This window comes from Cereibacter changlensis JA139 (assembly GCF_003034985.1).
Taxonomy (GTDB): domain Bacteria; phylum Pseudomonadota; class Alphaproteobacteria; order Rhodobacterales; family Rhodobacteraceae; genus Cereibacter; species Cereibacter changlensis.
Window position 1 is genome coordinate 1 of sequence record NZ_PZKG01000040.1, and the last position, 23,462, is coordinate 23,462.

Below are 23,462 nucleotides of genomic sequence, written 5' to 3' on the forward strand. Positions count from 1 at the left end.
TTTGTGCAACAGAGCCTCTCTCATCCACAAAACCCTTGCTTCGCTTGCTGCTGAAGCGTTTCGGGTATTAGACTGGGCTTATCCGAAACACGCGCTGCCTCTACGGCGCACTGCTCAATAGGAAGCCGATGCTGGCATTATCAAGCACCGCGGCATGAGCGTGGCCGCGTTGTTCAGGGTTAGTCGGCCCTTGGCCTCGACCTTCACCTGCTCGCCGTCGCGCTCGAACGGCCAGTGCTGCAGCGCTCCGCTCGGTAGGCGGATCACGTAAAACATCGGCTCTGGTTTGAGCTGGACACAGCCGAGAGTCAGGGCAGGCGCCTTCGACATATCCAGCGTCCATCGGCGTGTAGGCGCTCCAGCAGGAAGCACCGCGTCGAAGGCTTCCTGGGTCTCCGGCCAAGGGATTGGCAGCCTTTCCAATCCACCTCACCTCAGGCTATCGTATGGTCCGAGCAGCGCTTCTAGCGCCGGACATTACCCTCTGCCCAAGCGTCTCGATGGTGTCGTCGCGGAGCTTTGGAATGATCCGGTAACCCGCGTTCACGAAGCAGAAGAGCGCGAAGGCCAGAAGTCCGGCCGCCAGCGCCGAGACGAGCCACGTCCCGAACATCTGCTCTCTAAGCCAATCGAAGGCTGCGCCGAGACCGCCAGCCTCATCGGGATTTGAGCGCCACGCCGCCAGAATGAAGAGAAAGCCGATCACGGCAATGACCACACCTTGCGCGACAACACCCGCGGTCAGCACCGGCTGCAGGCGGAGTGTGGCGCTGGTTGCCTTCAGTTCCTGCATGTACTTGCGTGTCAGGCCCTTGTGGATGTAGTAGCCACCCGCCCCGATCTGGACGGCCCCTACCAGTCCGACAAGAATGCGCCCGAAAGGCATGGACATTAGCCACTCTGTCCCTTTGGCAATCGACGAACCCTCTTCGTTGCCGGATCCAATAAGGACGATTATCGCAGCAAATGCCAACCCGACATGTATCACGGCAGTGACGATCTGACCTGCTCGGGCAACCATGCCTTTTCCGTCTGATCCGTAGTCTTCGAGATCCCACACGGCCGCGACGCCCCGCCAGACCGCATAAGAAAGCAGGCCCAAGGCGATCAGCAAAAGAAGGGCGACTCCCCACGGCTCTGTCTCTATGGCTTCGAGCGCAGCTGTTGTGCCCTCGGGAGTGCCGCCACTCCAGATGGCGAATGAAGCCAATATTGCTATCACGACGTAGATCAAGCCGCGGCCAACAAACCCGGCGCGCATCACCGGGTCGGCCCAATTGAGATCTTGCTCTGTCATCGGCGGTCCCGGTCATTCTGCTGTGGGTTTCGGAAATGGACGCAAGCACGGGGTGCCGGACAGCTCAGGCGAAGATTAGAATACGCCAAGCAGCCAAAGGATGATGATCAGAACGCCAGGCACTCCGAGAAACCAAAGAAGGATAGGCATGGGTTGTCCCTTTTCATTTTCCGAAGCGACCACATCTTCGGTCTGTCAAATTGAGGCTCTCCAAGCCGGTCGAAAGCTATGAAGCACATCTTGCGGACGGACCTTTTGTTAAGAGCGCGCCTGCCTTAGCGGCATCAGTCTTCACGCTCAGCGTGGAAAGAGTCCTTCGCCATCCGATAGCTGAGCAACGCGGGCTTGCACCGGTGGTTCCCCCCCGGTCGTTGTCCTTGCAGAGATGATTTCGTGAGCAGCGCAGTGCTGGGTACCCTGCGGATGCTTTGCCCGCCTGCTGTAGGGCCGCGACGGGCGGGCGCAGGATTGGGTTTGCCTGTCGCGGTGTGGCGACAACTCCTGCTGTCGCACATCGCTCTCAGGTTGCCGTTCACCGCCTGTGGAACATCCGCGGCTGGCGGCGGTGAGCAAGACGCTCCGCAGCACCCCGCGGATCGCAGAAGGCTTAAGGAAACAAGGCTATATCATGCAATTCGGATTGCCATAATCATGTGGGGGGCGAACTCGGATCGCCCCCTCGCCACCATCGGTTTCCAAGAAACTCAGGGACAATCAGCGAACCGCCTGCGGTCCTTCATGGCAGTCCTCCTCCCCTGTGGCATGCGCCCCGGGGCAGGCGGGTCACTGGCCATCGCCCCGCGCCGCCGCCTCGAGCGCCGCCACGTCCAGCCTGACCATCCGGATCATCGCCTCCATCACACGCCTCGCCTTCGCCGGGTCCGGATCCGCCAGAAGCCGGGGCAGGAGGCGCGGGGTGACCTGCCAGTGCAGCCCGAACCGGTCCCGGATCCAGCCGCACTGGATCGGCGCGCCACCCTCCGACAGCGCGTCCCAGTAGCGGTCGACCTCGGCCTGATCCTCGCAGTCGATGGAGAGCGAGACCGCGTCGGTGAAGGGGTGCCCCGGCCCGCCGTTCATGGCGATGAACGACCGGCCGCCGAGGGTGAAGGCGACCGTGATCACGCCACCGGTGGCGCCGCCGGGATAGTCGAGCGGGCTCGGGGTCCGCTCGATGATCCTGCTGTCCGGGAACAGGCCGGTGTAGAATTCGGCGGCCTCCTCGGCCTGGCCGTCGAACCAGAGGAAGGTGCTGATCTTGTCCATCACGCGCCACCGCCCCGGCGCTTGCCGGTGAGCATCAGCTTGGCGCCCTGCGGATCGTCGATCTGGATCAGCCAGTCGCCCTGGTCGCCGGGCAGTTCCACCGGGCCATGCCGGAGCCTGCCGCCGCCCGCCTCGACCGCCGCCTTGGCGCGGTCGATGTCGGGCACGGTGAAGGCGAAGTTCCAGAACGCCGCGGCTCCGGGCTCGGGGTTGGTCATCATCGCGCCGATCGTCTCGCCGCCGTGGCCGATGAAGCTGTATTCCCCCAGCGCGCCCATCGGCATCGCGCCGGCCTTGGTCCAGCCGAACAGCTTGCCGTAGAAGTCGCGCGCCGCCTGCTGATCCGAGGTCACCAGCTCGTTCCAGCTGCAATGCCCGGCCTTCGGCGGCGCGAAGGCGGTGCTTTCGGCGTCGCTGTCGCCGCGCATCAGGTAGAAGGTCGCGCCCTGCGGGTCGGCGACGAAGGCGAAGCGCCCCACGCCGGGGATGTCCTGCGGCCCCTTGTGGAGGCTGCCGCCCAGTTCCGTCACCCGGGTGGCCATTGCATCCACATCGGCCACCCCGAAATAGACGGCCCACGTCGGGGGTATTCCGGGCATCGGCATCACCCCGCCCACGCCCTCGCCATCCGCGGCGGTGAACACGCGGTAGTCATGCTCCAGCCCTTCGGGCGGGGCGCCGAAGTTCCACCCCAGCACCGGGGCATAGAAGGCCTGCGCCGCATCGGGCGCTTCTGTCATCAACTCGTACCAGATCGGGCTTCCGTCGCGGTTGGTCATTGGTCGCCTCCCGTCCGACCCATCTGGAAGATCGGGGAGAAGCCGCCGAAGATCATCCGCGCCATGTCGAAGGGCACGTCCGCGGGCGGCGTCATCTTGTCGTCCGCCAGCATCCGCGTCTCGGCCGCGTCGGCGGTGGCGCGGTCGGGCCAGACGATCCAGGAGAAGACGACGGTCTCACCCTCCTTCGCCTGCACCGCACGGCGGAAATCGGTCTGCTTGCCGTCGCGCACATCCTCGCCCCAGGCCTCCATGATCTCGAGGGCGCCGTAGTCGCGGAACATCGTCGCCGCCTCCTCGGCCATCGCCCGGTAATCCTCTTTCCGGTCGGACGGGACCGGGATCACGAAACCGCTGACATAGGTCATGGGTAGTCTCCCTGTTGTGAAGAGTGTCATCGCGTCGGTCGTCCAGGCGGCGCCCGTCGTGAGGGGGCCCGGAGCAGGTTCGGCTGCGGCGCGCCATGCCGCGGCGCGCCGATCGGTTCGCGTCGCAGGCGCGCCGCCTGCGCAGGCCGTCGAAGCAGTCGGAGTCGGCGCTTCGGCCAAGATGACCCTCCGATTCCCTTGACAGTTACGTTGGTATCAACGTAAAAACGCCTGTGTCAACGGATTCCCCCTCCCAGGCAACTTTCGGCATGACCTTGCTGGTGCGGGACAGCTGCCTGTGCCTGCACACGCAGCGCGCCGCCCGCGCCATGGCCCGGCGCTTCGACGAGGCGCTGCGCCCGGTCGCGCTGAAAAGCGGCCAGTTCTCGCTGCTGATCTCGCTGAACCGGCCCGAGCCGCCGGCCATCGGCTCTGTCGCGCGGCTTCTGGCGATGGACCGCACCACGCTGACCGCCAATCTCAAGCCGCTGGAGCGTCGCGGCCTGCTGACCGTCACCCCCCACTCCGGCGACCGGCGCTCCCGCCGCCTGACGCTGACCGCCGAGGGGCTCGCGCTGCTGGAGCAGGCGATCCCGATCTGGATCGCGACCCATGCGGAGATCGAGCGGGGCATGGCCGGCGATGCCGACGCCCTACGCGCGCAGCTGAACGCGATTGCGGCGGGCAGGTAGGGGGCGATGCGTCTTTGGAGCTTTCCGCTCTCCTGCGAGCGCAGAGATCCTGCGCGGCTTCTGCCGCAGTGATGCCGCCAACCGCCGGATCGCCTCCGTCTTCCTGATCAACGCGGCCGGTGCTGGATCTCTCGTTGCTGTTGCATCCCGCCACTGTCGCTGCTCTGGTCATGGCCACCGCCCTCCGGGCCATTGGCAAGCAGTGGTGTCGTCGCGCTGGCGGCAGTCTCGCCTGAAGCGCCTTCCAGGAGACCCGATCATGCAGCCGATCGAAACCGAACGCCTCCGTCTCAGGAACTTCCGCGAGGGCGACGCCGAAGCCCTCTTCGCCTATCTGCAGTCGCCCGTGGCCAGCTGTTTCCTGTCGCTGACCCTGGCGGACATGGAGGCGGCCCGGGCCGAGGCGGCGCAGCGCAGCCGGGACGATGCGCAGATCGCCGTCTGCCTGAAAGAGACCGATCAGCTGATCGGCGATCTCTTCGCGCATCGCGAGGAAGAGGATACGGTCTCGGTCGGCTGGAACTTCAATCCGGCGTTCACGGGGCAGGGCTATGCGCTGGAGGCGGCGCGGGCGCTCTTCGCGCATCTGTTCGAGGACGCCGGAGTGCGCCGGCTCTATGCCTATGTCGAGGATCACAACCTGCCGTCGCAACGGCTTTGCGAACGGCTCGGCATGCGGCGGGAGGGGCTGTTTCTCGAATACATCTCGTTCAAGACGGATTCCTCGGGGGAGCCGATCTACGAGAACACCCTGCAGTACGCCATCCTGCGGCGGGAATGGGACAGCCGCCGCCCCAGCTGACCCGCCGCGATCCGCTCGGGAGGGAAACATGCACCGCGCCTGGACCCGCGGCTGCGGCTTGGGGCGGCGCTGCTCGCCTACCGCGACCGGCTTCCGACGGTGGATGTCCTGCAGGGTCGCCTGCCCATTGCGGACCTTGGCTCGGACCCACGCGGGGCTTATTCTGGGCAGAAAGCGCGGGGAGATCGACATGGCTGTGCCTGCCTCCAAAGCCGACCTTCTGGCCGCGATCTCGACGACATTCGGCAAGCTGATGTTCGACCTCGCCCGCGTTCCGCAGGAGCTTGCGCGCGACCCATCGCTGGAGGGACATGTTTCGGGGACCGTCATGAGTCCGGCGGATCTGGTGGCCTATCTGCTGGGCTGGAACGAACTCGTTCTGAAATGGCTGGAGCGGGACGACCGCGGCGAGCCAGTGGATTTTCCCGAAACCGGGTTCCAATGGAACCAGCTCGGCGCGCTGGCCCAGAAGTTCTACGCCGATCATCGATCGCTCGATTGGCCGGAGCTGCTTGCCCGGCTGTCGGCCACAAATGCCCAACTGGCCTCGACGGTTTCATCGAGGCCGGATGATGAGCTCTATGGCCGACCATGGTACGGAAAATGGACCAAGGGCCGGATGATCCAGTTCAACACCTCATCGCCCTATGCGAATGCGCGGGGGCGCATCCGGCGCTGGCTCAAGGAGCAGCGCTGAAGCACGGCCGTCGTCCGCAATGACGGTCATCGCTCGGCGTGGACTGCTGCGGAAGCGGCATCGGGGGGGGGCGCAGAGGGCGGTCGGACTGCGCCTGGTCACCCCTGCCCGCAACTCCGTCCGGTTCTTCCCTGCGCTGTCAAATGCCGCCAGCGGGGCGCCGAATGGCAGTCGGGCGCCGCGGTCATGGCCCTGCCTGGCACACCCGCCCGCTCGGCGCAGTCACAGAACCCGCCGCAGGGAGGTCTCGATCTCGCCGCCGCACCAGGCAGCGCCGAACCGGTCACGGCTGGCCTGCGCCTGCGCCGCAAGCGAGGGCAGTGCGCGGAACCTGTCGGTCAGCGTCGCGATGCCCGGGGCTTCGGCCTCCAGCAGCGGGCGCAGGCTCGGGAGCCGGTCGGTCATCACGCCCCAGAGCGTGGCGGTGACGATCTGCCCGAGGCCTTGCTCCTCCGGAGGAAGCCAGCCGCGGGCGTGGGACGCCTCCCAGATGCGCATCCACCGGCGGAGGCGGGGCTGGTAGTCCGCCCAGGAGGCCGCGGTCCACATCGACTTGCCGCCATCCAGCGTCATCTCGTCGAGGACGTCGTTGGCATCGTTCACCAGCTTCAGGACAAGCGCATCGCGGTGCGGCTCGCCCGGCATCAGCCCGAAACGCTGGCCCAGCCAGAAGCAGATCGCGGGCATCTCGGCCACCGCCTCGCCCGAGGCGTTGTGGACCAGCATCGGCGGCGCCATGTGCGGGACGGGCTGCGCCTCGGGATCGGTCTGCATCATCGCGCTGATCGCGTCGCTGTCCGGCTCATCGACCGTGGCGCTCTGATGGGCGAGGATGGCCCGGATGAACTCGCCGCGGAACGGGACCGGCCAGTAGTAGAGCGTGTACTCCGCCATGTCCTACCGCGCCTCCCGCCGGTGAGGGGAGGCGGCCGGGACTTCCGTCCTCGGCTGGATGATGGCTGTTCGTCCCATGGGGATGTGGAAGATCCCGCTTGGTCCTGCCGACCCTGTCCTGTCGCCGGACGCGACGGGAAGGTCTGCTTCGATGATGGTGATCAGGTCACCGACAACCATCGTCTTGGTCAGGCCTTGCTTTGGCCCATAGCGCCCGCATCCCGTCGGAACAGGCGCGTCATGATACCCGCTGACGAGGTCCGCTGCAGGCACGTCGCGGCGATGATCCGGGAGGCGTCGGTAGGGTTCATTCGGAAATGTATGAGTCCGGACGTTCATCCTGCTGCTCCTGTGCTTGAGGGGACCCCCGCTTCATGGGACCCCGAAGACAACAGAGAACATCCGGAGCGGTTTCACCGCCGGGCCCGGGTAAGCACGGATCCGCGCAGGCCTCCCACATCGCGCAGCCGGTTGCGCGGAGGAAACGGCAAGGGCTGAGCCACCCGGCAGTCCTGTCTCCGCAGGAGCAACCACATGCAGCTGTCGCACGGGGCGGCGCGTCAGGGCCTCGCCCCGTGCGACAGCTGCGCCGCCTTCTCCCGCACCAGGGCGAGGAAGGCCGCGAACCCTGCCGAGGGGTTGCGCCGGCCGGGATAATAGAGGCTGAACCCCGGGCGGGGCGGCGTCCAGTCTTCCAGCAGCCGGATCAGCCGGCCGGCGGCGATGTCCTCGGCGACGCTCTGCTCGATGAAGAAGCCGATGCCGGCGCCGTCCAGCACCGCGGCGCGGGCGATGGCCGCCTCGTCGAGGGTCAGTCGGCCCCTGGCCTCGATCTGCACCTGCTCGCCGTCGCGCTCGAAGGGCCAGCGCAGCAGCGCGCCGTTCGGCAGGCGCACCCGGATGCAATCCCCCGGCGGAAGGTCAATTGGGGTCAGCGGCGTCGGATGCGCGGCCAGCCAGGCCGGGGCGGCGACGACGGCATGGCGCTGCGGCTTGCCCAGCGGCAGCGCGATCATGTCGCGCGGCACCAGATCGGCCGGGCGGATGCCGAGGTCGAAGCCCTCGGCCACGATGTCGACCAGCCGCCCTTCCGTCACCAGATCGACCTGCATCTCGGGGTAGCGGCGCAGGAACTCCAGCATCACCGGCGCGATCTCGCGCCCGGCCTGGACCGAGGCGTTGATGCGCAACAGGCCGGAGGGCGTCTCGCGCTGCGACCGCGCGCCTTCCATCGCGCCGCGGATCTCGGCCAGCGCCGGGGCGATCCGGGCGACGAAATCGCGGCCGGCGTCGCTGAGCGAGACGCTGCGGGTGGTCCGGTTGAATAGCCGCACGCCGAGCCCCGCCTCCAGCCGGCCAATGGCATGGGACAGTGCGGTGGTCGACATGCCAAGCTCCAGCGCCGCCGCGCGGAAGGAGCCGCGGCGCGCGATCGCCAGAACGGCCTCCAGCCCCTTCAACCCGGCATCCCGCATTGTCCTGATCCTGTCATCGAGTGATGCCGAATTATCCCGATTATCGGGGCGGCAGTCGAGGCCTATGTTCCGGTCAGCAAATGAAGGAACAGCGCCATGCACCTCCCCGATCCGATCCGCACCTATTTTACCGCCCGCGCCCCGCAGGACGGCGAGGCCTTCGCCGCCGCCTTCGCTGCGGATGCCATTGTCCATGACGAGGCGCGCAAGCACCACGGCCCCGAGGAGATCCGGGCCTGGTGGTTGGCGGCCAAGGCGAAGTACCGCCACAGGGCCGAGCCGCTGGAACTGGCCGAGTCCGACGGCAAGACCGTGGTCCGCGCCCGGGTCAGCGGCGATTTCCCCGGCAGCCCCGCCGTCCTGACCTTCCGCTTCGGGCTCGAAGGCGACCGGATCACCGATCTGGAGATCGGCTGATGCCCGGGTTCCTGACGCTGGAAGGCAAGCGCGCCCTGATCACCGGCGGCACGCAGGGCGCAGGCGCGGCCACGCTGGCCCTGTTCCGCGACCTCGGCGCCGAGGTGCTGACCACCGCGCGTTCTCGCCCCGCCGACATGGCCGAGGCGATGTTCGTCGCCGCCGACCTGACGACCCTTCAGGGCTGCGAGACGGTGGCTGAGGCGGTGCGCGAAAGGCTCGGCGGTGTGGACATCATCGTGCACATGCTGGGCGGCTCCGCTGCGCCGGGCGGCGGTTTCGCGGCCCTGGGCGAGGCGGAATGGCAGGCGGAGCTGAACCTCAACCTGCTGCCCGCGGTGCGGCTGGACCGCGCGCTGCTGCCGGGGATGGTCGAGCAGGGATCGGGAGTGGTGATCCATGTCACCTCGATCCAGCGCCTGCTGCCGCTACCCGAGGCGACCACCGGCTATGCCGCGGCCAAGGCGGCGCTGTCGGTCTACAGCAAGAGCCTGTCGAAGGAGGTCTCGCCGAAGGGGGTGCGGGTGCTGCGCGTGGCCCCGGGCTGGATCGAGACCGAAGCCTCGGTTCGGCTGGCCGAACGGCTGGCGCAGGAGGCGGGAACGGATCTGGAAGGCGGCAAGCGGCTGATCATGGAAAGCCTCGGCGGCATCCCCATCGGCCGGCCGACGAAGCCTGCCGAGATCGCCAATCTGATCGCCTTCCTCGCCTCGGACCGGGCGGCGACGATCACCGGGACGGAATACGTGATCGACGGCGGGACCGTGCCGACGGCGTGAGCGGCGCGGGCGCGGCAGGCGCGCGTGCCCGGGGAGGATCGGTCTCCCGACCTTGCCGCTTCCCTGCTTTGGGTCCTGCTTGCTGCCGAGCATTGCAGGGGCGGCGCCATGGGCCTTGCCTGTCGCATTGCAGCAACGGCTCTTTCCTCAGGCACCGTCCCGAAGCTGTCGTCCTTGGCCAGCAGCGGATCTGCGGCCGGGGACGGAATTGAAGAAGCCATGAAGCGCCGGCACATCCCGCACTACCTTGGAAAACAAGGGTATATCACGCGATCCGGATCGCCATGATCCTGTGGGAATGACAGTCCGGCAAGCCCCTGCGCCCCTTTTCCTCCCCATGCTTCCCGGCGCCTCGCTCGATCCGCCTGTTGCGCGCCTCCTGAATGGCTTTGCGCGGTTCATGGTGTCGCGATTATACTGGGCATGTGAACGCGAGGGGCCGGGTGGGGCCGTCCTTGCGGGTGTTTCGAAGACTTCATCATGACGCGACGGGACACAGACATGGCCGACAATGTGCAGGGGAATGGTCAGGAGCCGCCGCCCGGAGAGTTTGATCGCCTGACCCCGGACGTGCGCGCGCTTATGGTGGCGGCCAAGGCCAAGACCCGGACCGACAGGTCCGAGCGGCGGGCCGCGGCGCGGGCGCGGGCCGAGGCGGCGCGGCTGAGGAAGAACGACAGCCAGAAGGGGCGCGACCGGGCCACCCTCGCGGCGCTGGTCATCCTGATCGTCGCGCTCTGGGTCGTTGCGGCGCTGGTCGTGCGCTGGGGCATGCCGATCTGACCCGCAACGACCTTCGCCGGGGGTGCGCTGCTCCGATCACATAATGTGCCGCTCTGCTGCTGCGTCATCCCGCCGCAGGGGCGTCGTCTTTGCCCCGCCGGGACTGGAAAACAACGCCGAGAATCCCCGCACCGCAGCCTCAGGAAGACCAGACTGCGTTCGCCTTTGGCGCGAACATCGGCTGGGCTTAGCAATTTATTAGGGAGCGCCCGCCTAAGAGTCGGTTCAGGCTGCAGGGAGGCGCGAGCGTGGCGATACAGTTTCCGGACAGCTGGCTGGATGCGGAAGAGGCCGATTGGCCCGAATTCTCGGCGGCGCGCTACGGCGCCGCGATGTCGGAAATCTCGCGGGCGGTGCGCGCCTATCTGGCGACGGAGCATGACCGGGCCATCGTCGCGCATACCCCCGAGGAGATGCTGACCGCGCTGGGAAGGGTCGCCCGGGCCGGGTCGCCCGAAGCGGTGCTGCGCGATTATGTCGGGCTGCATCTGGCGACGGCCCCGCGCCTCACCGCGCGCGGCTATGTCGGCCGGCAGTTCTCCTCGGTGCTGCCCGCCGCCGCCGCGCTCGACGCGCTGACGGCGATGGCGCCGCAGCCCGCTTCCTTCTTCGAGGTCGGCCCGCTGCCCAACGCCGCCGACAAGCTGATCCAGCGCGAGTTCCAGGCGCTGCTCGGCTGGCCGGAGGAGGCGGGGCGGATGATCACCACCACCGGCGGCTCGCTGGCCAACCTCACTGCGCTGCTTGCGGCGCGCAACACGCGGGTCGGCGGCAGCTGGAAGGCCGGTTTGGCCGCCTCCGGCCGTCGCTCCGCCGTGGCGCTTGGAGCCGACGCGCATTACTCGCTCGACCGCGCCATCGGCGTCTTGGGGCTGGGCACCGACCAGATCGTCCGGCTGCCGCTCGACGCGCGGCGCCGCATCTGCCCCGAGGGCGCGCGCCGGGCGCTGGACCGGGCGCGGGCCGAAGGGCTGGAGGTGTTCTGCCTCGTGGCCAGCGCCGGCTCCACCTCGACCGGGGCCATCGACCCGCTCGCCGATCTGGCCCAGCTCTGCGCCGAGCGCGGCATCTGGTGCCATGTCGATGGCGCCCATGCCGGGGCCTTCCTCGTCTCCGACCGGCTGCGCCCGCGGCTGGCGGGGATCGAGCGGGTCGATTCCTTCTGTATCGACGCCCACAAGACCCTGTTCGTCCCGGCAAGCTGCACGCTGCTGTTCTACCGCGACCGGCAGGCGGCAGGGGCGGCCTTCGCGCAGAAGGCGGCCTATGTCTTCTCCGACCCGGGCGGCGAGATCGACGTCTTCGAGAGCGGCGGCGTCAATTTCGAATGCACCAAGCGGCCGGCCATCCTCAATCTCTGGCTGGCCTGGGCGATGTACGGCCGCGGCCTGTTCGAACGCAAGCTGGACCATCTGGTGCAGATGACGGTCCTGGCCGCCGCGATGCTGCGCAGCCAGCCGGATTTCACCGTCCACAACGACCCTGACGCCAATATCCTCTGCTTCTCGCATTGCCCGCCGGGCCTGCCGCAAGCTGGCCGCGGCGCCTTCCAGACGGAACTCCACGCCGCCCTGCTGCGCGACGGGCGGTTCTTCCTGTCGAAGACCGTTCTCGACGGCGAGCCGGTGCTGCGCCTCGTCGTGATGAACCACGCCCTCACCCGCGCGGACCTCGCGGCGCTGATCGACGGGATCCGCCGCATCGCCGCCCAGCAGATCTCGCCCCCGCCCCTGTCGCTCGCCATCTGATCGGACAGAACATGCATGACCATTTCGCCGAACCCGTCCCGCAGATACCCGCCACGGTCGAGGCTGTCGCGGGCCTGCCCTCCTTCCTCTCCGACCTGCAGCGGATCGAGGCGGCCGCCGGCTGCCGCTTCGAAACCCTGCCGGCCCCGGAGCAGGAGCGCGTCGTGCTGCGACGCCTCGCCCAGCTGGTGGCGATCTGCCGGCTGAACCCGCTCTGGCGCGAGAGGATCGACGCGGCGCTGCCTTCGGGCCAAGTGGCGACGCGGCAGGATTTCGAGCGTATCCCCCTGACCGACAAGGAGAGCTTCCGCCAGATGTTCACCGGCTACCGGGCCGGGATGGTCGTCCCGATCTCGGCCTGCGGCTTCCAGATCGTGGCCAGCGGCGGCACTTCCTCGGGCCTGCCGTCGGAGACCGTCTATCCGCTGGACGAGCTGCAGGAGACCTACCGCTGGGCCGGCGGCTTCATCGGCCGGCACATCACCGACCGGCTGCTGCCCGGCGAGGGCGCGAAATGGTTCGCCACCACGCTGGCCGACTACCAGATGTGGAGCAGCGGCTGCATGGTGGGCGGGGTGCTGCAGGCGGTGCCGGGGATCAACTACATCGGCGCCGGGCCGATGAACCGCGACGTTTTCCAACACATGATGTCCTATCCGGGGCCGAAGGGGCTGATGGGCATCACCGCCAGCATCGCGCTGCTGCCCGGCTTCGCCGAGGGCCTGTCGGCCGAGGCGCGGGCAAGCCTGCACATCGCCATGTTCGGCAGCGGCGCGCTGTCGCCGAAGGTGCGGTCCGACCTGCGCGCCGCCTATCCCAATGTGAAGATCCTGTCCTATTTCGCCGCCACCCAGGCCGAGACCATCGGCCTGCAGCTCGATCCCGACAGCGAGGCGCTGACCGCCATTCCCGGCCTGCATCTGGTCGAGGTGGTCGACGCCGAGGGCCGCGCGGTCGGTGTCGGCGAGGAGGGCGAGCTGGTGGTGACGCGGCTCTTCGGCAATGCGGCGCCCTGCCTGCGCTACCAGATCGGTGACCGCGTCCGCCGGCTGGAGGATCGGGCCGACGGCGGGCTGAACGCGCTGCGCTTCGCTTATGTCGGGCGCAGCGGCGACTTCATGCATATCGGCGACACGCAATATTCCGCCCCGCGCGCCCGCGCCGCGCTGATCGACGAGTTCCGCAGCCGCCAGCTGCCCGATCTCGACGCGCTGGCCATCGAGTTCCAGTTCCAGATCGACCGTTCGACCCGCAGCCTCACCGTGGTGCTGGCCTGCGACCAGCCCGAGGCGCAGAGCGCGGCGCTGGCGGCGGCGCTGGGCGCGGCGGGGTCGCAGCCGGTGATCATGGCGGCGCTGGTGCGCTCGCTATCGCTCTTCAACAGCCTCGAGGCCAACGAGGCCGCCCTGGCGCGCAGCGGTTACCGCTTCGGCATGCGGCTGGTCGGCCCGCGCGCGCCCGAGTTGCACCGCACCCCGGTCGGCAAGGCGCCGCTGCTGGTCGATCGCTTGTGACATGCCCATAGGAAGGAGACAGGCATGACCCCCGTCAACATACAGGTCTTCGTCGACGTGATCGCGCTTCTGTCCGGCGCCTCGCCGGCGCAGGCGGTGCATCTGTTCGACGACAGCAGCGCCGGCAGCGAGGCACTCGGCACCACCGGACTGGTCTCCTCGGTGCTGCCGGGCCAGCTGGTGCGCTGGACGGTCACCCCGCTCGACGTCCAGACCCAGGTCTGGATCCGCGGTATCGCCTTCGGCGCAGCGCCGCCCGATGCGCCGCCGTCCGCCGCCGACGACCCTCCGGTCTGGAGCCGGCGCTTCGAGGGATATGTCCCGGCCGACATCTTTCCCGGCGCGCCGCATCCCTACCGGCTCGACCTCTGCTTCGGCGCGGCCAACGGCCCGATCGTCGCGGTGGAGGGGCCGGCGCTGCGCCTCGTTCCGCCCTGCGCCGATATGGTGGCGGGCGACGGTGCTTCCCGACTTCTCTGAAGGAGACTGACGTGCAGAATTCGATCGTCCTACTCGTCGATGTCGAGGCGGCGCTGGCCGACTCGGACCTCGCGGACAATGTCTATCTGGTCGACAACACCCGCGCCCTGGGCTCGCGGGACGAGGGCCGGGCGACCATGGTGTCCTGCGTTGCCGGGGTGCACAATCCGGATGGCTCGCCCGCGGCCGAGGCGGTGCTGAACTGGATCGCCTATGGCATCTCGGCGCTGCCGCCGACGCTGCCGCGCAGTTTCAACCTGCGCAGCCATCATGTCGCGCATGACCATGCGCTGCTGGAAAAGCTCGCGGCCACCACCCATCCCCGCGACGTGGCGGCGCTGCTGGCGGCGCATCACGAAGAGCATGGCGCCTTCGGTGCGCAGCGTTCCGCCATGCCCTATCTGCCGGTCGATCCGCGCTCCGCCACCGGCGAATTCGTCTCGCCCGATGCGGTGGACTATGCCGCGCATCTGAACCCCGAGATCGTCGCCATCCGCGGCGAGGCGGTGGAGAAGGGGGTGATCTTCCCGGCGCTCTACGGCTCGCCCGATTTCTACACCGAGGGCTGGTACTGGAGCGCCTCGGTCGACACCAACAAGGTCGGGCTGCACGATTACATCCTCGACCTGCGGCTGCTGCGGCCAACCCGCTCCGGCGGTGCGGTGACCTGGGCCCCGGAGATCCATCCGTTCAAGGTGCAGATCGAGGTCTCGGCCAGCACGATGGTGAACGGCTTCACCGGTGGCCCGCTGCCCGGCGTGCTGCCATTGGCTCCGCCTTTGCCCGCCGCGGAAGGAGCGCTGTGATGTCTCAGGTCACGATCAAGCTGATGGTCGATGTGGTCGGCGCGCTGGAAAGCGGCAGCCTCAGCGGCAACCTCTTCGCCTTCGACACCCACCGCCGGCTCGGCTCGCAGGGGATCGGCACCGACGCGCTGCACACCGCGGTGGCGCGCGGCACGCGGATCATGTGGGTGATCGCGCCGCTGGAATGCGAGGCCTTTGTCTCGCTGGAGGATATCGTCATCGACCGCGCGGTCTGCGAGCCGGAGCTCAACAGCTATCCCGGCAGTTCGGTGACCTACTGGATCGGGACGGTGAAGAAGGCGGCGCCGCTGACCAGCTACGATCTGGTGTTCAGCCTCGGTTCGCATGGCCGGAGCATGGTGCATCCGGCCAGGCTGGCCCTGATCTCCCTCGGCAAGACCAGCGAGAAAGGCGACGCGCAATGACCCTCCGCCCGGATGACACGATCAACAACCCCTTTCCCGGCCAGCTCGCCTCGACCCAGCTGAACATCGTGACGCTGGTCGATGTGGCCGGGACGCTGGCCGCCGGCGCCCTCGACGGCCATGCCTGGATGATGGACAACAGTCCCGACAGCCGCGGCAAGGCCAGCGCCGGGCTGGAGACGGCCTGCCGCGCCGGGCAGGTCCTGAACTGGCTGATCTATTGCGCCGACACGACCCGGCGACCGGACGGCCGCTGGCCGCCCTTCGCCCGGATCGTGAACATCGTCTTCCTGTCCGAGGATCGAAGCTCGGTCTTCGGCGTCAAGATTTGCGCCGACCTGAAGATCTATGGCGGGCCGGACGCGATCCGCCATCCCTACACACCCTCCTACCAGTATTGGGCCGGGGCGGTGATGCCCAATCTCGCCCCCGGTCTCTATCCCTACCGGCTGGTGCTGGAGCTCGAGACCGGCATTCCGGGCGAGACGCGGCATCACGCGCTGGACGGCCCGGCGCTGCGGGTGCTGGTTTCTACCTACGGCGCCGCCTGATGCTGGGGCGGCGGATGATCTCCTGGACGAGGAGCGGCCATTTCCAGCTCTGGATGGGATTGTCCGTCGCGCTCTGTGGCCTGTTCGAGGTGGTGGAGGTGATCGAGAACCACATCCGGCTGGCCGCGGTCGGCGCTCCGCATGGCGTGGTGCTGCTGGGGGCGCTGCATGCGATGAAGGGGCTTGGCGATGTGTTTGAGGGGGTGAAGCGGTCGCATGAAGGCCGCTCCGCTGAGCCGATGGCCGCCGAAGCCGATGTCGGCGGCCGGTTTCCCGGAGGCTGACGGCGTGGGAACCGGCCCGGGGCGCCGACGCTTTCGGGAGGGGGCTGTCGAAGCATCGGCGGCCGGATCTCGAGGGGATGGCGATGACGGCAGAGGACATCCAGCGGCGGAGCGATCTCGGTTGCGACATCATGCTGGAGGGGATGGCGGCGATCCGCAACATCTCTGGCGCGCTGCGGGCCTGGGATCTGAAGGAGGACGCCCAGCGGCTGAAGGCGATCAACAGCATCGCCGAAGCGCTCTACACCTTCGACATCCGCAGCGAGGTGGCGATGGGCGTGACCCGAGACACCTTGCGGCGGCTCTGCGCCGAGATGCCGGAACTCGCGGGCATGTGTCCGGTGGCGGCAGCTTGGGCCGACGGAAGTGGGCAGGTCGACTGACCACCGGAGCAGTCGGCAAAGGCAGGGCGCTGTCGGTCGCGAGGCCGGCACAATAGTGACGGCGACTCGCGTTGGCCTCCCGATGCAACCAGCCTGATGGAAAGACGGGTGCCTTTCGAGCCAAGTTGGCTCGTAGGGGGACAGCCGCCCAGCCCATCGGATGGACTGGTTTGGCCGAGAGCAGGGATGAACCGGCCCGTCTGGACGGACCAGGCTGACCGCAAGGATGCGCCGGCCCGTTGGGCCGGCGCTGGGGGCGTCACATCGCCGGGAAGATGGTGATATCGCGGATGTCGCCGTCCGCACCCTCGATGCTGCCGGCCTCCGTCGCGGCGCCGGATTCCAGGTCGACGCTGTAGAGCGTGGCGCCGTTCACCAGCCAAGCGGTGTTGGTCAGGTCTGCCGTGCTCTGGATGTCGAAGGCATAGCCGGCGGCGGGGTCGACGATGCCGAGCTTGCCGATGGCGGCGAGGGCGCCCTCGTTCGGGGCTGTCTGGCGGATCAGCGCGACGATGGTTGCGTCGATGTCATACATCGCCGTCGCCTCCGGCTTGCCGTAGCTGTTGGTATAGGCCGCCGCGACGATGGCCGGGGCCTCGCCGGCATGCATGTCGGCGGCGTCATAGGCCAGGCTGCCGTCCACCGTCACTTCGCCGGTGTCGACGTTCACCCTGTGGTTGGTGGTGCCGGTCATGAAGCGCAGCCGGTCGGCCATCGGGTTGAAGTCGACCACCACCGGCGCGTCGCCGATGGTCAGCGGCGTGTTCATCTTCGACAGTTCGGTCGCGGCCCCGGTCGCGGTGTCGATGGTGACCACGGTGCTGTCGGGGGTGACGCCGATCAGGGTGTTGTTCGACGGGCGCAGGTCGATGCCGACGAGGCTGTCGACGCCGGTGACCTCCATGCTGCCCGACACGGTGCGCGTTTCGGTGTCGAACATCACGAGGGTCTTGTCGCCGACCAGCCCGACGGCGGGGGCGGCGAAGACGGCGGGGGCGGCGAGCAGGAGGGCGGCGGTCGACATCAGGCTGAGGGTCTTCATGGAAAATCCTTTCGGTTGCTGTCACTTCGGGGCAGCCTTTCTGCCCGTCATGACCTGAAGACACGGCGGGACGGCCACTGGATGCAGGGCATGCGGGTTTTTTCTGCATCCGCCGGGCGGGCTCCGGTGTCTTCGGGGAAAGAGGGAGGAAGCCTATGCAGAACCAAGCTGGACCGACGGCGGCATTGCATGCGATGCAAAGGCCGAAGCTTCGGGAGCAGGGAATGACGGTGCAGTACATCCGGCCGACGGATCAGGGCGATCTGATCTCCGCGCTTGGCGCCTGTGCGGCGGGGCAGGCGGAGGGCATCGACACGATCCTGCGGCTGGAGGGCGGGCGGCTGTTCGGCGTGGCGCGGCGGATGCTGGGCCGCGGCGACTTGGCCGAGGAGGCGGTGCAGGACGCCATGGTGCAGATCTGGCGCAAGGCGGGGCAGTTCCGGGCTGAGGACGGGTCGGCGCGCGGCTGGATCTATGCCGTGCTGCGCAACCGCTGCCTGAACATCCTGCGCGACGGGCGGCGGCTGACGACGCTGGCGCCGGAGGATCTGGTCGCGCTGCAGGAGGCGCGGCAGGAGGCGGTGCCGCAGGAGGGCTGGGAGCTTCTGCCCGGGTCGGGCCGGTTGCGCGACTGCCTGGCGCAGCTCGATGGCGAGGCGCGGCACGCGATCCTCTTGGCCCATGTCGGCGGCTTCAGCCATGGCGAGATCGCCGGCCGGCAGCAGGTGCCGCTGGGCACGGCGAAATCCTGGATCCGGCGCGGGCTGGCCTCGCTGAGGGAGTGTCTGTCATGAGCCTCGACCCGCGAGAGATGGCCGACGATTACGTTCTGGGGCTGATGGAGCCGCTGGAGGCGGCCGGCTTCGAGGCGCGGATGGAGCGCGAGCCGGCGCTGGCCCGCGCAGTCGCGCAGGCGCGCGACCGGCTGCTGCCGCTGGACCTCTCCGCCCCCGAGGCCGCGCTGCCGCCCGGTTTCGCCGAGCGGGTGCGCGCGGCGATCGCCGCCGAGCCGCCTGCGCCGACCGCTGCCAACCTGCCCGGACTGCCGGCGCGGCGCTGGGCGCCGGCGCTCGCCGCCTGCGCCGGGCTGCTGGCCGGCCTCGTGCTGGGCTGGCAGCGGCCCGAGCCGGAGCCGCTGGTGATCGCCGTTCTGCTCGACGACCAGGGCGTGCCGCAGGCGATGGTGGAGGATTACGGCGACGACACCGCGCAGGTGCGTTTCCTCGCCGATGTCGCCGTGCCGCCGGACCGGACGATGCAGGTCTGGACGCTGCCCTCGGCCGAAATGGGGCCGGTCTCGCTCGGCATCCTCACCGAGGCGGCGGCGACCCGGCTGGAAGGACCGCCACTGCCGCGCCCCGCCGGGCGGCAGCTCTACGAGATCACGCTGGAACCGCTCGGCGGTTCGCCCACCGGGCGGCCGACCGGACCGATTCTCGGCAAGGGCCTCGCTGCGCTGCAGGACGGGTGAGCGGCGCCTCCGCGGAGGGAAATCGGTGCGGAAAGTCGGACCGTCGGGCCCCGCTTCGGTACGTCGTCACGGGTCATTGCCCTCAAGTCAGGCAGCGGCCGGAAAATCTTCGGCGGCGGGGGCCGGAACCCGCTCGACGCTATGGCGCAGGACGCGGCTGGCGGATAGGGCTTGGCCCAACGCACACAGGTGAATGACCAATTGATGCTGCACCCTGACACCCTCCGCGGATTCGATCCGCAAAGCGACTTCCAGGACCTGATCCGGCAGTCCGAAGACCTGTTCGCCGTCTTCGATTCCGAGGACCGGTTGCGCGTCGCCAACCCCGCCTTCTGCGCGGCCTATCATTGCGATCCCGCCGAACAACCGTCGTGGCGGCAGATCATGCAGGAAAACCACGCCGAGCGGCGCGGCGCGGTGATCGGCACGGCGGATATCGAGGCCTGGCTGACCAGCGCGGCGGCGCATCGCGGGACCTCCGCCTACCGCGCCTTCGAGCTGGCGCTGCATGGCGGGCGCTGGCTTTGGGCGACCGAGACCGTCGCGCCGGATGGCAGCATGTTGTTCTACGCCACCGACGTGACCTCGCTGCGCTCGGAAAGCCGGGCGCTGCGCAAGGAGCGGGATGCGGCGCAGCGCGCCTCCTGGACCGATCCGCTGACCGGGGTGCCGAACCGCCGCTATGTGACGGAACGGCTGGAGGAGTTTCTCGAGCAGCAGCGGGACGAGCCGGAGTTCGGCGACCACGCGCTGGCGGTGCTGGACCTCGACCATTTCAAGCAGGTGAACGATGTCCACGGCCATGGCGTGGGCGACGCGGTGCTGGTCTCCTTCTGCCGCACCGTGGTGAACAGCGTACGGACCGTCGACCTCTTTGGCCGGTTCGGCGGCGAGGAGTTCCTGCTCTTCATGCCGAACTGCCGGATCGAGGTGGCGCGGCAGCGGCTGGAGGGGCTCCAGGACGAGATCGCCCGGTCGGCGAACAACGTCGATCACCCCTCGGTCGCCTATACCTTTTCCGCCGGCGTGGTGGCGCTGCGCCCCGACCGGGACATCCACCACAGCATCCGCCGGGCGGACAAGCTGCTCTACCGCGCCAAGGAGGACGGCCGCGCCTGCGTGCGCGGCTGAGGCGGGCTGCACGGCCTGGCGTCCTCCGCACGCGACTGCGAACTTGTGTGCCTTTTCAGCGGCCCACTGGCCGCGAGAGCCTGCGGCGCAGGTAAGGACCGATGTCGCTCCAGCGGAAGCCGATCCTGGCTCGTGACCGCCCTCTCGGCGAGGCCTTTGGCCTTGCCCCGATCCGCGACACCTGCGCCGGATCGCCGCCCTGTGCGGCAAGCTTGGGGGAGACCAGCCAGGCGCCCATCTCGTAAAGGTTCACCGGCCAGTCGGCGACGTAGCTGACCGGTGTCGTCGCCTCCAGCAAGGTCATGGCGGCGCTGCGCGATACCGAGTAGCTGGAGGTGAAGGTCGCGCGCTGGGCGGCGCGGTGAAGGGTCCACCGGCCAAGGGCCTTGCGCTGCCACGGCAGGGCGCGGCCATAGTTGTAGTCCATCAACATCATCGTCCCGGTTCGCTGCAAGCCGCTGCGGATGAACTCCACGAAGTCCGGGTTGATGATTGCATCATCTTCCAGAATCACGGCGCCGGCCAGATTCTCATCCAGGATCAGGCTGTAGATCGCCCTGTGCGACAGGGCGCAAGCGAACTCGGCATCGGTCATCCGGCGGCGCAGCCGCTTTTGGGCAGCCTCCCTGTCGATGAGCGGGTCGTACGCCGCAGGCAGCCCTCGCCTGCCATCAACGCCGTAGAAAATCCGGAACGGGAGTCCTGCCTGCATCAGAGCATCGGTGAGAGCTTGTCGCCGGCCCTCGTCGCCTTCGAGCGACAAGATGATGATCGGCCAGTCTGGTGAAATCATGTGCGGGGCTCCCTGGATCGCGCCGCGCACACCAGATCAATCTTGCGGCGAAGGCAAGCAGGTTTCCCCGGGAAAGCCGCCGCCTCAGAACCACTGCCCCGGCTCCATCAGCCCTAGGTCCATCAGCTGCTGCGAGCTCCAGCGGAACGCGACCGAGTTGCGCCAGCGGAAACTGCGGATGTCGAAGGTCGAGCCGGGATTGCTCTTCAGCGCCTTGGCGGTGCGGAATGAGCAGATCGCTGTGGTGATGTTGTGGTGCCAAGGGCAGGCGTAGGTGTTGTATTCCTCGTCGGTGAAGGTGAAGTCGGGGCGGAGCTGCAGCCCCTCCTTGGCGCGGAACAGGGCGATGCGGTCGATCTTGCGGCGCAGCGGAGGGACATGCTCCTCGAAGCGCCAGCGCAGCCCGCCAAAGAAGTCGAGCTGCCGCTCCTTCTGGCGACCGGGATTGACAGGGTCGTCGCGTCCCAGCGCGTAATAGCCGGAGCGGTCGAGCATCGCCTGCTCCAGCGAGACCGCATTAGGATGAAGGTCCAGGTCGACGGCGTAGAGGTCGATCACATAGGACAGCACCGCGTCGCGCCGTTCCTCGGTGTGGAAGGCGATCAACTCGCGGATGTTGCGGGTCTCGCAGAACGGGTGGAACAGGTATTCCGCGTTGTAGCAGTAGTGGAACCAGATCCCCGGCGCGGCGGCGGCCAGCCGGTTCACCGCGATCATCATCGCGTTCTCGGCATGGACGTCGAAACTCACGCGATGCACCAGCGCCTCGGTCGCCGGGTCGAGCCGGATCGCCTCGGGGGCGAGCAGCAGCACCGGGCGGAAGCCGGCCTTCAGCGCGTGGCGCAGGGTGCTGTCGACCTCCACCGGATCCTCGGCCATCACCACGGCGACCGGGCCCTTGGCCAGCGCCGCCGGGCCGCCCAGCAGGAACTCGGTCAGACTGCCGTAGCGCATCACCCCACCCCCCGTCCGACCCCTGACCTAACCCTTGCCGCGAAGCTCCCCGAAGCGCCGCGCCATTGCAAGCGGAGCCCGCCCCGGTTGCTCTTTGTCGCAGGTTTCCTGTATGACCTCGGCTTCAGCACACGGGAATGCGCGGAATGTCGGAAGCCAAGAAGCTGTTCATCAAGACCTATGGCTGCCAGATGAACGTCTATGACAGCGAGCGCATGGCCGAGGCGATGGGCGCGCAGGGCTATGTGACCACCGAGAACGCCGAAGAGGCCGACATGGTGCTGTTGAACACCTGCCACATCCGCGAGAAGGCGGCGGAGAAGGTCTATTCCGACCTGGGGCGGCTGCGCCCGCTGAAGCAGGCGAAGCCCGGGATGAAGATCGGCGTGGCGGGCTGCGTCGCGCAGGCCGAGGGCGCCGAGATCCTGCGGCGGATGCCGCTGGTCGATCTGGTCGTCGGCCCGCAGAGCTATCACCGCCTGCCCGAGATGCTGACCCGCACCGGCAATGGCGCGCAGGTGATCGACACCGATTTCCCCGCCGAGGACAAGTTCGACCATCTGCCCGAGCGCAAGGCGCTGCGCGGTCCGTCGGCCTTCCTGACGGTGCAGGAGGGCTGCGACAAGTTCTGCGCCTTCTGCGTGGTGCCCTATACCCGCGGCGCGGAGGTCTCGCGCCCGGCCCAGCGGCTGCTGTCGGAGGCGCGGGCGCTGGTCGAGAAGGGGGTGCGCGACATCACCCTGCTCGGGCAGAACGTGAACGCCTATCACGGCGACGGCTGGGGGCTGGCGCGGCTGATCCGCGAACTGGCGCGGATCGAGGGGCTGCAGCGCATCCGCTACATGACCTCGCATCCGAACGACATGGAGGACGATCTGGTTGCCGCCCATGGCGACGAGCCCAAGCTGATGCCCTATCTGCATCTGCCGGTGCAGTCGGGCTCGGACCGCATCCTGAAGGCGATGAACCGCAAGCATACCGCCGAGCAGTACCTGCGGCTGATCGAGCGCATCCGCGCGGCGCGGCCCGATATCCTGCTGACCTCGGATTTCATCGTCGGTTTCCCTGGCGAGACCGATGCCGATTTCGAGGCGACCATGAGCCTCGTGCGCGCAGTGGGCTATGGCGCGGCCTACACCTTCAAGTATTCGGCCCGTCCGGGCACTCCCGCCGCCGAGAAGCCGGAACTGCCGGCCGAGGTCGCCGACGCAAGGCTGCAGGCGTTGCAGGCGCTGATCACCCGCCAGCAGCGCGCCGCGCAGGAGGCGATGGTGGGGCGCGAGGTCGGCGTGCTCTACGACAAGCCGGGGCGGCTGCCGGGGCAGATGGTGGGCAAGTCCGACCACCTGCATGCGGTGCATGTCACCGACCCCGAGGGGCAGGTGGGCCAGCTGGTGCGGGTGCGCATCACCGCGAGCAGCACCAATTCGCTGGCGGCGGAGCTGGCGCGGGCCTGACCGGACGGGCGGCGGAAACCGCCGCTTGGCGCCTCGGGTCGCCGGAAACGTCGCTGTCCTGTTACAAGCAGTAGCGCAAAAATGGGCAGGAGACGCATTTTCTTGAGGGTCGTCTCAGGAAAAGCCGATTGCGACTTGCCAGACTCCCCTTTCGACCCCACTCTTTATGAAGTG

At 68.2% G+C, this 23,462-nt stretch carries 28 protein-coding genes; 18 read left to right on the forward strand and 10 right to left on the reverse strand.

Annotated elements, in window-relative coordinates; all coding sequences use genetic code 11:
• Positions 1–114 precede the first annotated feature (114 nt).
• The 5 genes from C5F48_RS25150 to C5F48_RS10665 form a co-directional block, all read right to left on the reverse strand.
• Positions 115–276 (reverse strand): hypothetical protein, encoded by a 162-nt coding sequence (locus C5F48_RS25150; RefSeq protein ID WP_219907804.1) that lies wholly within the window; start codon positions 274–276, stop codon positions 115–117.
• A gap of 163 nt (positions 277–439) precedes the next feature.
• Positions 440–1,297: a DUF1206 domain-containing protein gene (locus tag C5F48_RS10650; RefSeq protein WP_245941468.1), complete on the reverse strand. Its 858-nt coding sequence runs from the start codon at positions 1,295–1,297 to the stop codon at positions 440–442.
• A 783-nt stretch (positions 1,298–2,080) separates the two neighbouring features.
• On the reverse strand, positions 2,081–2,563 hold the full coding sequence (locus C5F48_RS10655) for a VOC family protein (RefSeq protein WP_107663892.1): 483 nt from the start codon (positions 2,561–2,563) through the stop codon (positions 2,081–2,083).
• Positions 2,563–3,342: a VOC family protein gene (locus tag C5F48_RS10660; RefSeq protein WP_107663893.1), complete on the reverse strand. Its 780-nt coding sequence runs from the start codon at positions 3,340–3,342 to the stop codon at positions 2,563–2,565. The genes C5F48_RS10655 and C5F48_RS10660 overlap by 1 nt, the downstream gene beginning before the upstream one ends.
• Complete coding sequence (locus C5F48_RS10665; RefSeq protein ID WP_107663894.1) at positions 3,339–3,710, reverse strand: DUF1428 domain-containing protein; 372 nt, start codon at positions 3,708–3,710, stop codon at positions 3,339–3,341. Before C5F48_RS10665 ends, C5F48_RS10660 begins: the two co-directional genes overlap by 4 nt.
• A gap of 269 nt (positions 3,711–3,979) precedes the next feature.
• On the opposite strand from C5F48_RS10665, the gene C5F48_RS10670 reads away from it, so the two are divergent.
• The 3 genes from C5F48_RS10670 to C5F48_RS10680 all read left to right on the forward strand — a co-directional run bounded on the left by C5F48_RS10670 (position 3,980) and on the right by C5F48_RS10680 (position 5,901).
• A complete protein-coding gene (locus tag C5F48_RS10670) occupies positions 3,980–4,402 on the forward strand; it encodes a MarR family winged helix-turn-helix transcriptional regulator (RefSeq protein WP_107663895.1) in 423 nt (140 codons plus the stop codon).
• 259 nt (positions 4,403–4,661) lie between these two features.
• Entirely contained in the window at positions 4,662–5,204 is a 543-nt protein-coding gene (locus C5F48_RS10675) for a GNAT family N-acetyltransferase (RefSeq protein WP_107663896.1), read from the forward strand.
• Between the two features lie 190 nt (positions 5,205–5,394).
• On the forward strand, positions 5,395–5,901 hold the full coding sequence (locus tag C5F48_RS10680; protein ID WP_107663897.1) for a ClbS/DfsB family four-helix bundle protein: 507 nt from the start codon (positions 5,395–5,397) through the stop codon (positions 5,899–5,901).
• 222 nt (positions 5,902–6,123) lie between these two features.
• Here the strand turns inward: C5F48_RS10680 and gst are convergent, their stop codons facing one another.
• On the reverse strand, positions 6,124–6,795 hold the full coding sequence (gst, locus tag C5F48_RS10685) for a glutathione transferase, Atu5508 family (protein WP_107663898.1): 672 nt from the start codon (positions 6,793–6,795) through the stop codon (positions 6,124–6,126).
• A gap of 560 nt (positions 6,796–7,355) precedes the next feature.
• Positions 7,356–8,270: a LysR substrate-binding domain-containing protein gene (locus C5F48_RS10690; RefSeq protein WP_107663899.1), complete on the reverse strand. Its 915-nt coding sequence runs from the start codon at positions 8,268–8,270 to the stop codon at positions 7,356–7,358.
• 96 nt (positions 8,271–8,366) lie between these two features.
• On the opposite strand from C5F48_RS10690, the gene C5F48_RS10695 reads away from it, so the two are divergent.
• The 11 genes from C5F48_RS10695 to C5F48_RS10745 all read left to right on the forward strand — a co-directional run bounded on the left by C5F48_RS10695 (position 8,367) and on the right by C5F48_RS10745 (position 16,440).
• Positions 8,367–8,687: a nuclear transport factor 2 family protein gene (locus C5F48_RS10695; protein ID WP_107663900.1), complete on the forward strand. Its 321-nt coding sequence runs from the start codon at positions 8,367–8,369 to the stop codon at positions 8,685–8,687.
• Positions 8,687–9,466, forward strand: a complete 780-nt coding sequence (locus tag C5F48_RS10700; RefSeq protein ID WP_107663901.1) for an SDR family oxidoreductase — start codon at positions 8,687–8,689, stop codon at positions 9,464–9,466. Before C5F48_RS10695 ends, C5F48_RS10700 begins: the two co-directional genes overlap by 1 nt.
• A gap of 480 nt (positions 9,467–9,946) precedes the next feature.
• Complete coding sequence (locus tag C5F48_RS10705; RefSeq protein WP_146170579.1) at positions 9,947–10,249, forward strand: hypothetical protein; 303 nt, start codon at positions 9,947–9,949, stop codon at positions 10,247–10,249.
• Positions 10,250–10,497: 248 nt separating this feature from the next.
• Entirely contained in the window at positions 10,498–11,997 is a 1,500-nt protein-coding gene (locus tag C5F48_RS10710; protein WP_211314650.1) for a pyridoxal phosphate-dependent decarboxylase family protein, read from the forward strand.
• An 11-nt stretch (positions 11,998–12,008) separates the two neighbouring features.
• Complete coding sequence (locus C5F48_RS10715) at positions 12,009–13,511, forward strand: phenylacetate--CoA ligase family protein (protein ID WP_107663903.1); 1,503 nt, start codon at positions 12,009–12,011, stop codon at positions 13,509–13,511.
• Between the two features lie 24 nt (positions 13,512–13,535).
• Positions 13,536–13,991, forward strand: coding sequence for a DUF8788 domain-containing protein (locus C5F48_RS10720; RefSeq protein ID WP_107663904.1), 456 nt, complete (start codon positions 13,536–13,538; stop codon positions 13,989–13,991).
• An 11-nt stretch (positions 13,992–14,002) separates the two neighbouring features.
• The gene (locus C5F48_RS10725) at positions 14,003–14,797 is read left to right on the forward strand and encodes a DUF8788 domain-containing protein (protein WP_107663905.1); all 795 of its coding nucleotides are present in this window, start codon (positions 14,003–14,005) and stop codon (positions 14,795–14,797) included.
• Positions 14,797–15,222, forward strand: a complete 426-nt coding sequence (locus C5F48_RS10730) for a DUF8788 domain-containing protein (protein WP_107663906.1) — start codon at positions 14,797–14,799, stop codon at positions 15,220–15,222. The genes C5F48_RS10725 and C5F48_RS10730 overlap by 1 nt, the downstream gene beginning before the upstream one ends.
• The gene (locus tag C5F48_RS10735) at positions 15,219–15,773 is read left to right on the forward strand and encodes a DUF8788 domain-containing protein (RefSeq protein WP_107663907.1); all 555 of its coding nucleotides are present in this window, start codon (positions 15,219–15,221) and stop codon (positions 15,771–15,773) included. The genes C5F48_RS10730 and C5F48_RS10735 overlap by 4 nt, the downstream gene beginning before the upstream one ends.
• Entirely contained in the window at positions 15,773–16,057 is a 285-nt protein-coding gene (locus C5F48_RS10740; protein ID WP_107663908.1) for a hypothetical protein, read from the forward strand. The genes C5F48_RS10735 and C5F48_RS10740 overlap by 1 nt, the downstream gene beginning before the upstream one ends.
• 83 nt (positions 16,058–16,140) lie before the next feature.
• Positions 16,141–16,440 carry a hypothetical protein gene (locus C5F48_RS10745; RefSeq protein ID WP_146170580.1) on the forward strand — a complete coding sequence of 100 codons (300 nt, stop codon included), beginning with the start codon at positions 16,141–16,143 and terminating at the stop codon, positions 16,438–16,440.
• Between the two features lie 259 nt (positions 16,441–16,699).
• Here the strand turns inward: C5F48_RS10745 and C5F48_RS10750 are convergent, their stop codons facing one another.
• Positions 16,700–17,482 carry a DUF4394 domain-containing protein gene (locus C5F48_RS10750; RefSeq protein ID WP_107663910.1) on the reverse strand — a complete coding sequence of 261 codons (783 nt, stop codon included), beginning with the start codon at positions 17,480–17,482 and terminating at the stop codon, positions 16,700–16,702.
• A 224-nt stretch (positions 17,483–17,706) separates the two neighbouring features.
• Here C5F48_RS10750 and C5F48_RS10755 point away from each other — a divergent pair, with 224 nt between their 5' ends.
• The 3 genes from C5F48_RS10755 (at position 17,707) to C5F48_RS10765 (ending at position 20,084) form a co-directional block, all read left to right on the forward strand.
• Positions 17,707–18,276 carry a sigma-70 family RNA polymerase sigma factor gene (locus tag C5F48_RS10755; protein WP_107663911.1) on the forward strand — a complete coding sequence of 190 codons (570 nt, stop codon included), beginning with the start codon at positions 17,707–17,709 and terminating at the stop codon, positions 18,274–18,276.
• A complete protein-coding gene (locus C5F48_RS10760) occupies positions 18,273–18,953 on the forward strand; it encodes an anti-sigma factor (protein ID WP_107663912.1) in 681 nt (226 codons plus the stop codon). The genes C5F48_RS10755 and C5F48_RS10760 overlap by 4 nt, the downstream gene beginning before the upstream one ends.
• A gap of 204 nt (positions 18,954–19,157) precedes the next feature.
• Positions 19,158–20,084, forward strand: a complete 927-nt coding sequence (locus tag C5F48_RS10765; RefSeq protein WP_107663913.1) for a GGDEF domain-containing protein — start codon at positions 19,158–19,160, stop codon at positions 20,082–20,084.
• Between the two features lie 55 nt (positions 20,085–20,139).
• Here the strand turns inward: C5F48_RS10765 and C5F48_RS10770 are convergent, their stop codons facing one another.
• Together C5F48_RS10770 and C5F48_RS10775 are read right to left on the reverse strand one after the other, a co-directional pair.
• Positions 20,140–20,877, reverse strand: a complete 738-nt coding sequence (locus tag C5F48_RS10770) for a glycosyltransferase family 25 protein (protein WP_107663914.1) — start codon at positions 20,875–20,877, stop codon at positions 20,140–20,142.
• Between the two features lie 84 nt (positions 20,878–20,961).
• On the reverse strand, positions 20,962–21,831 hold the full coding sequence (locus tag C5F48_RS10775) for a hypothetical protein (protein ID WP_107663915.1): 870 nt from the start codon (positions 21,829–21,831) through the stop codon (positions 20,962–20,964).
• A 146-nt stretch (positions 21,832–21,977) separates the two neighbouring features.
• On the opposite strand from C5F48_RS10775, the gene miaB reads away from it, so the two are divergent.
• Positions 21,978–23,288, forward strand: coding sequence for a tRNA (N6-isopentenyl adenosine(37)-C2)-methylthiotransferase MiaB (miaB, locus tag C5F48_RS10780; protein ID WP_107663916.1), 1,311 nt, complete (start codon positions 21,978–21,980; stop codon positions 23,286–23,288).
• The last annotated feature ends 174 nt before the right edge of the window (positions 23,289–23,462 follow it).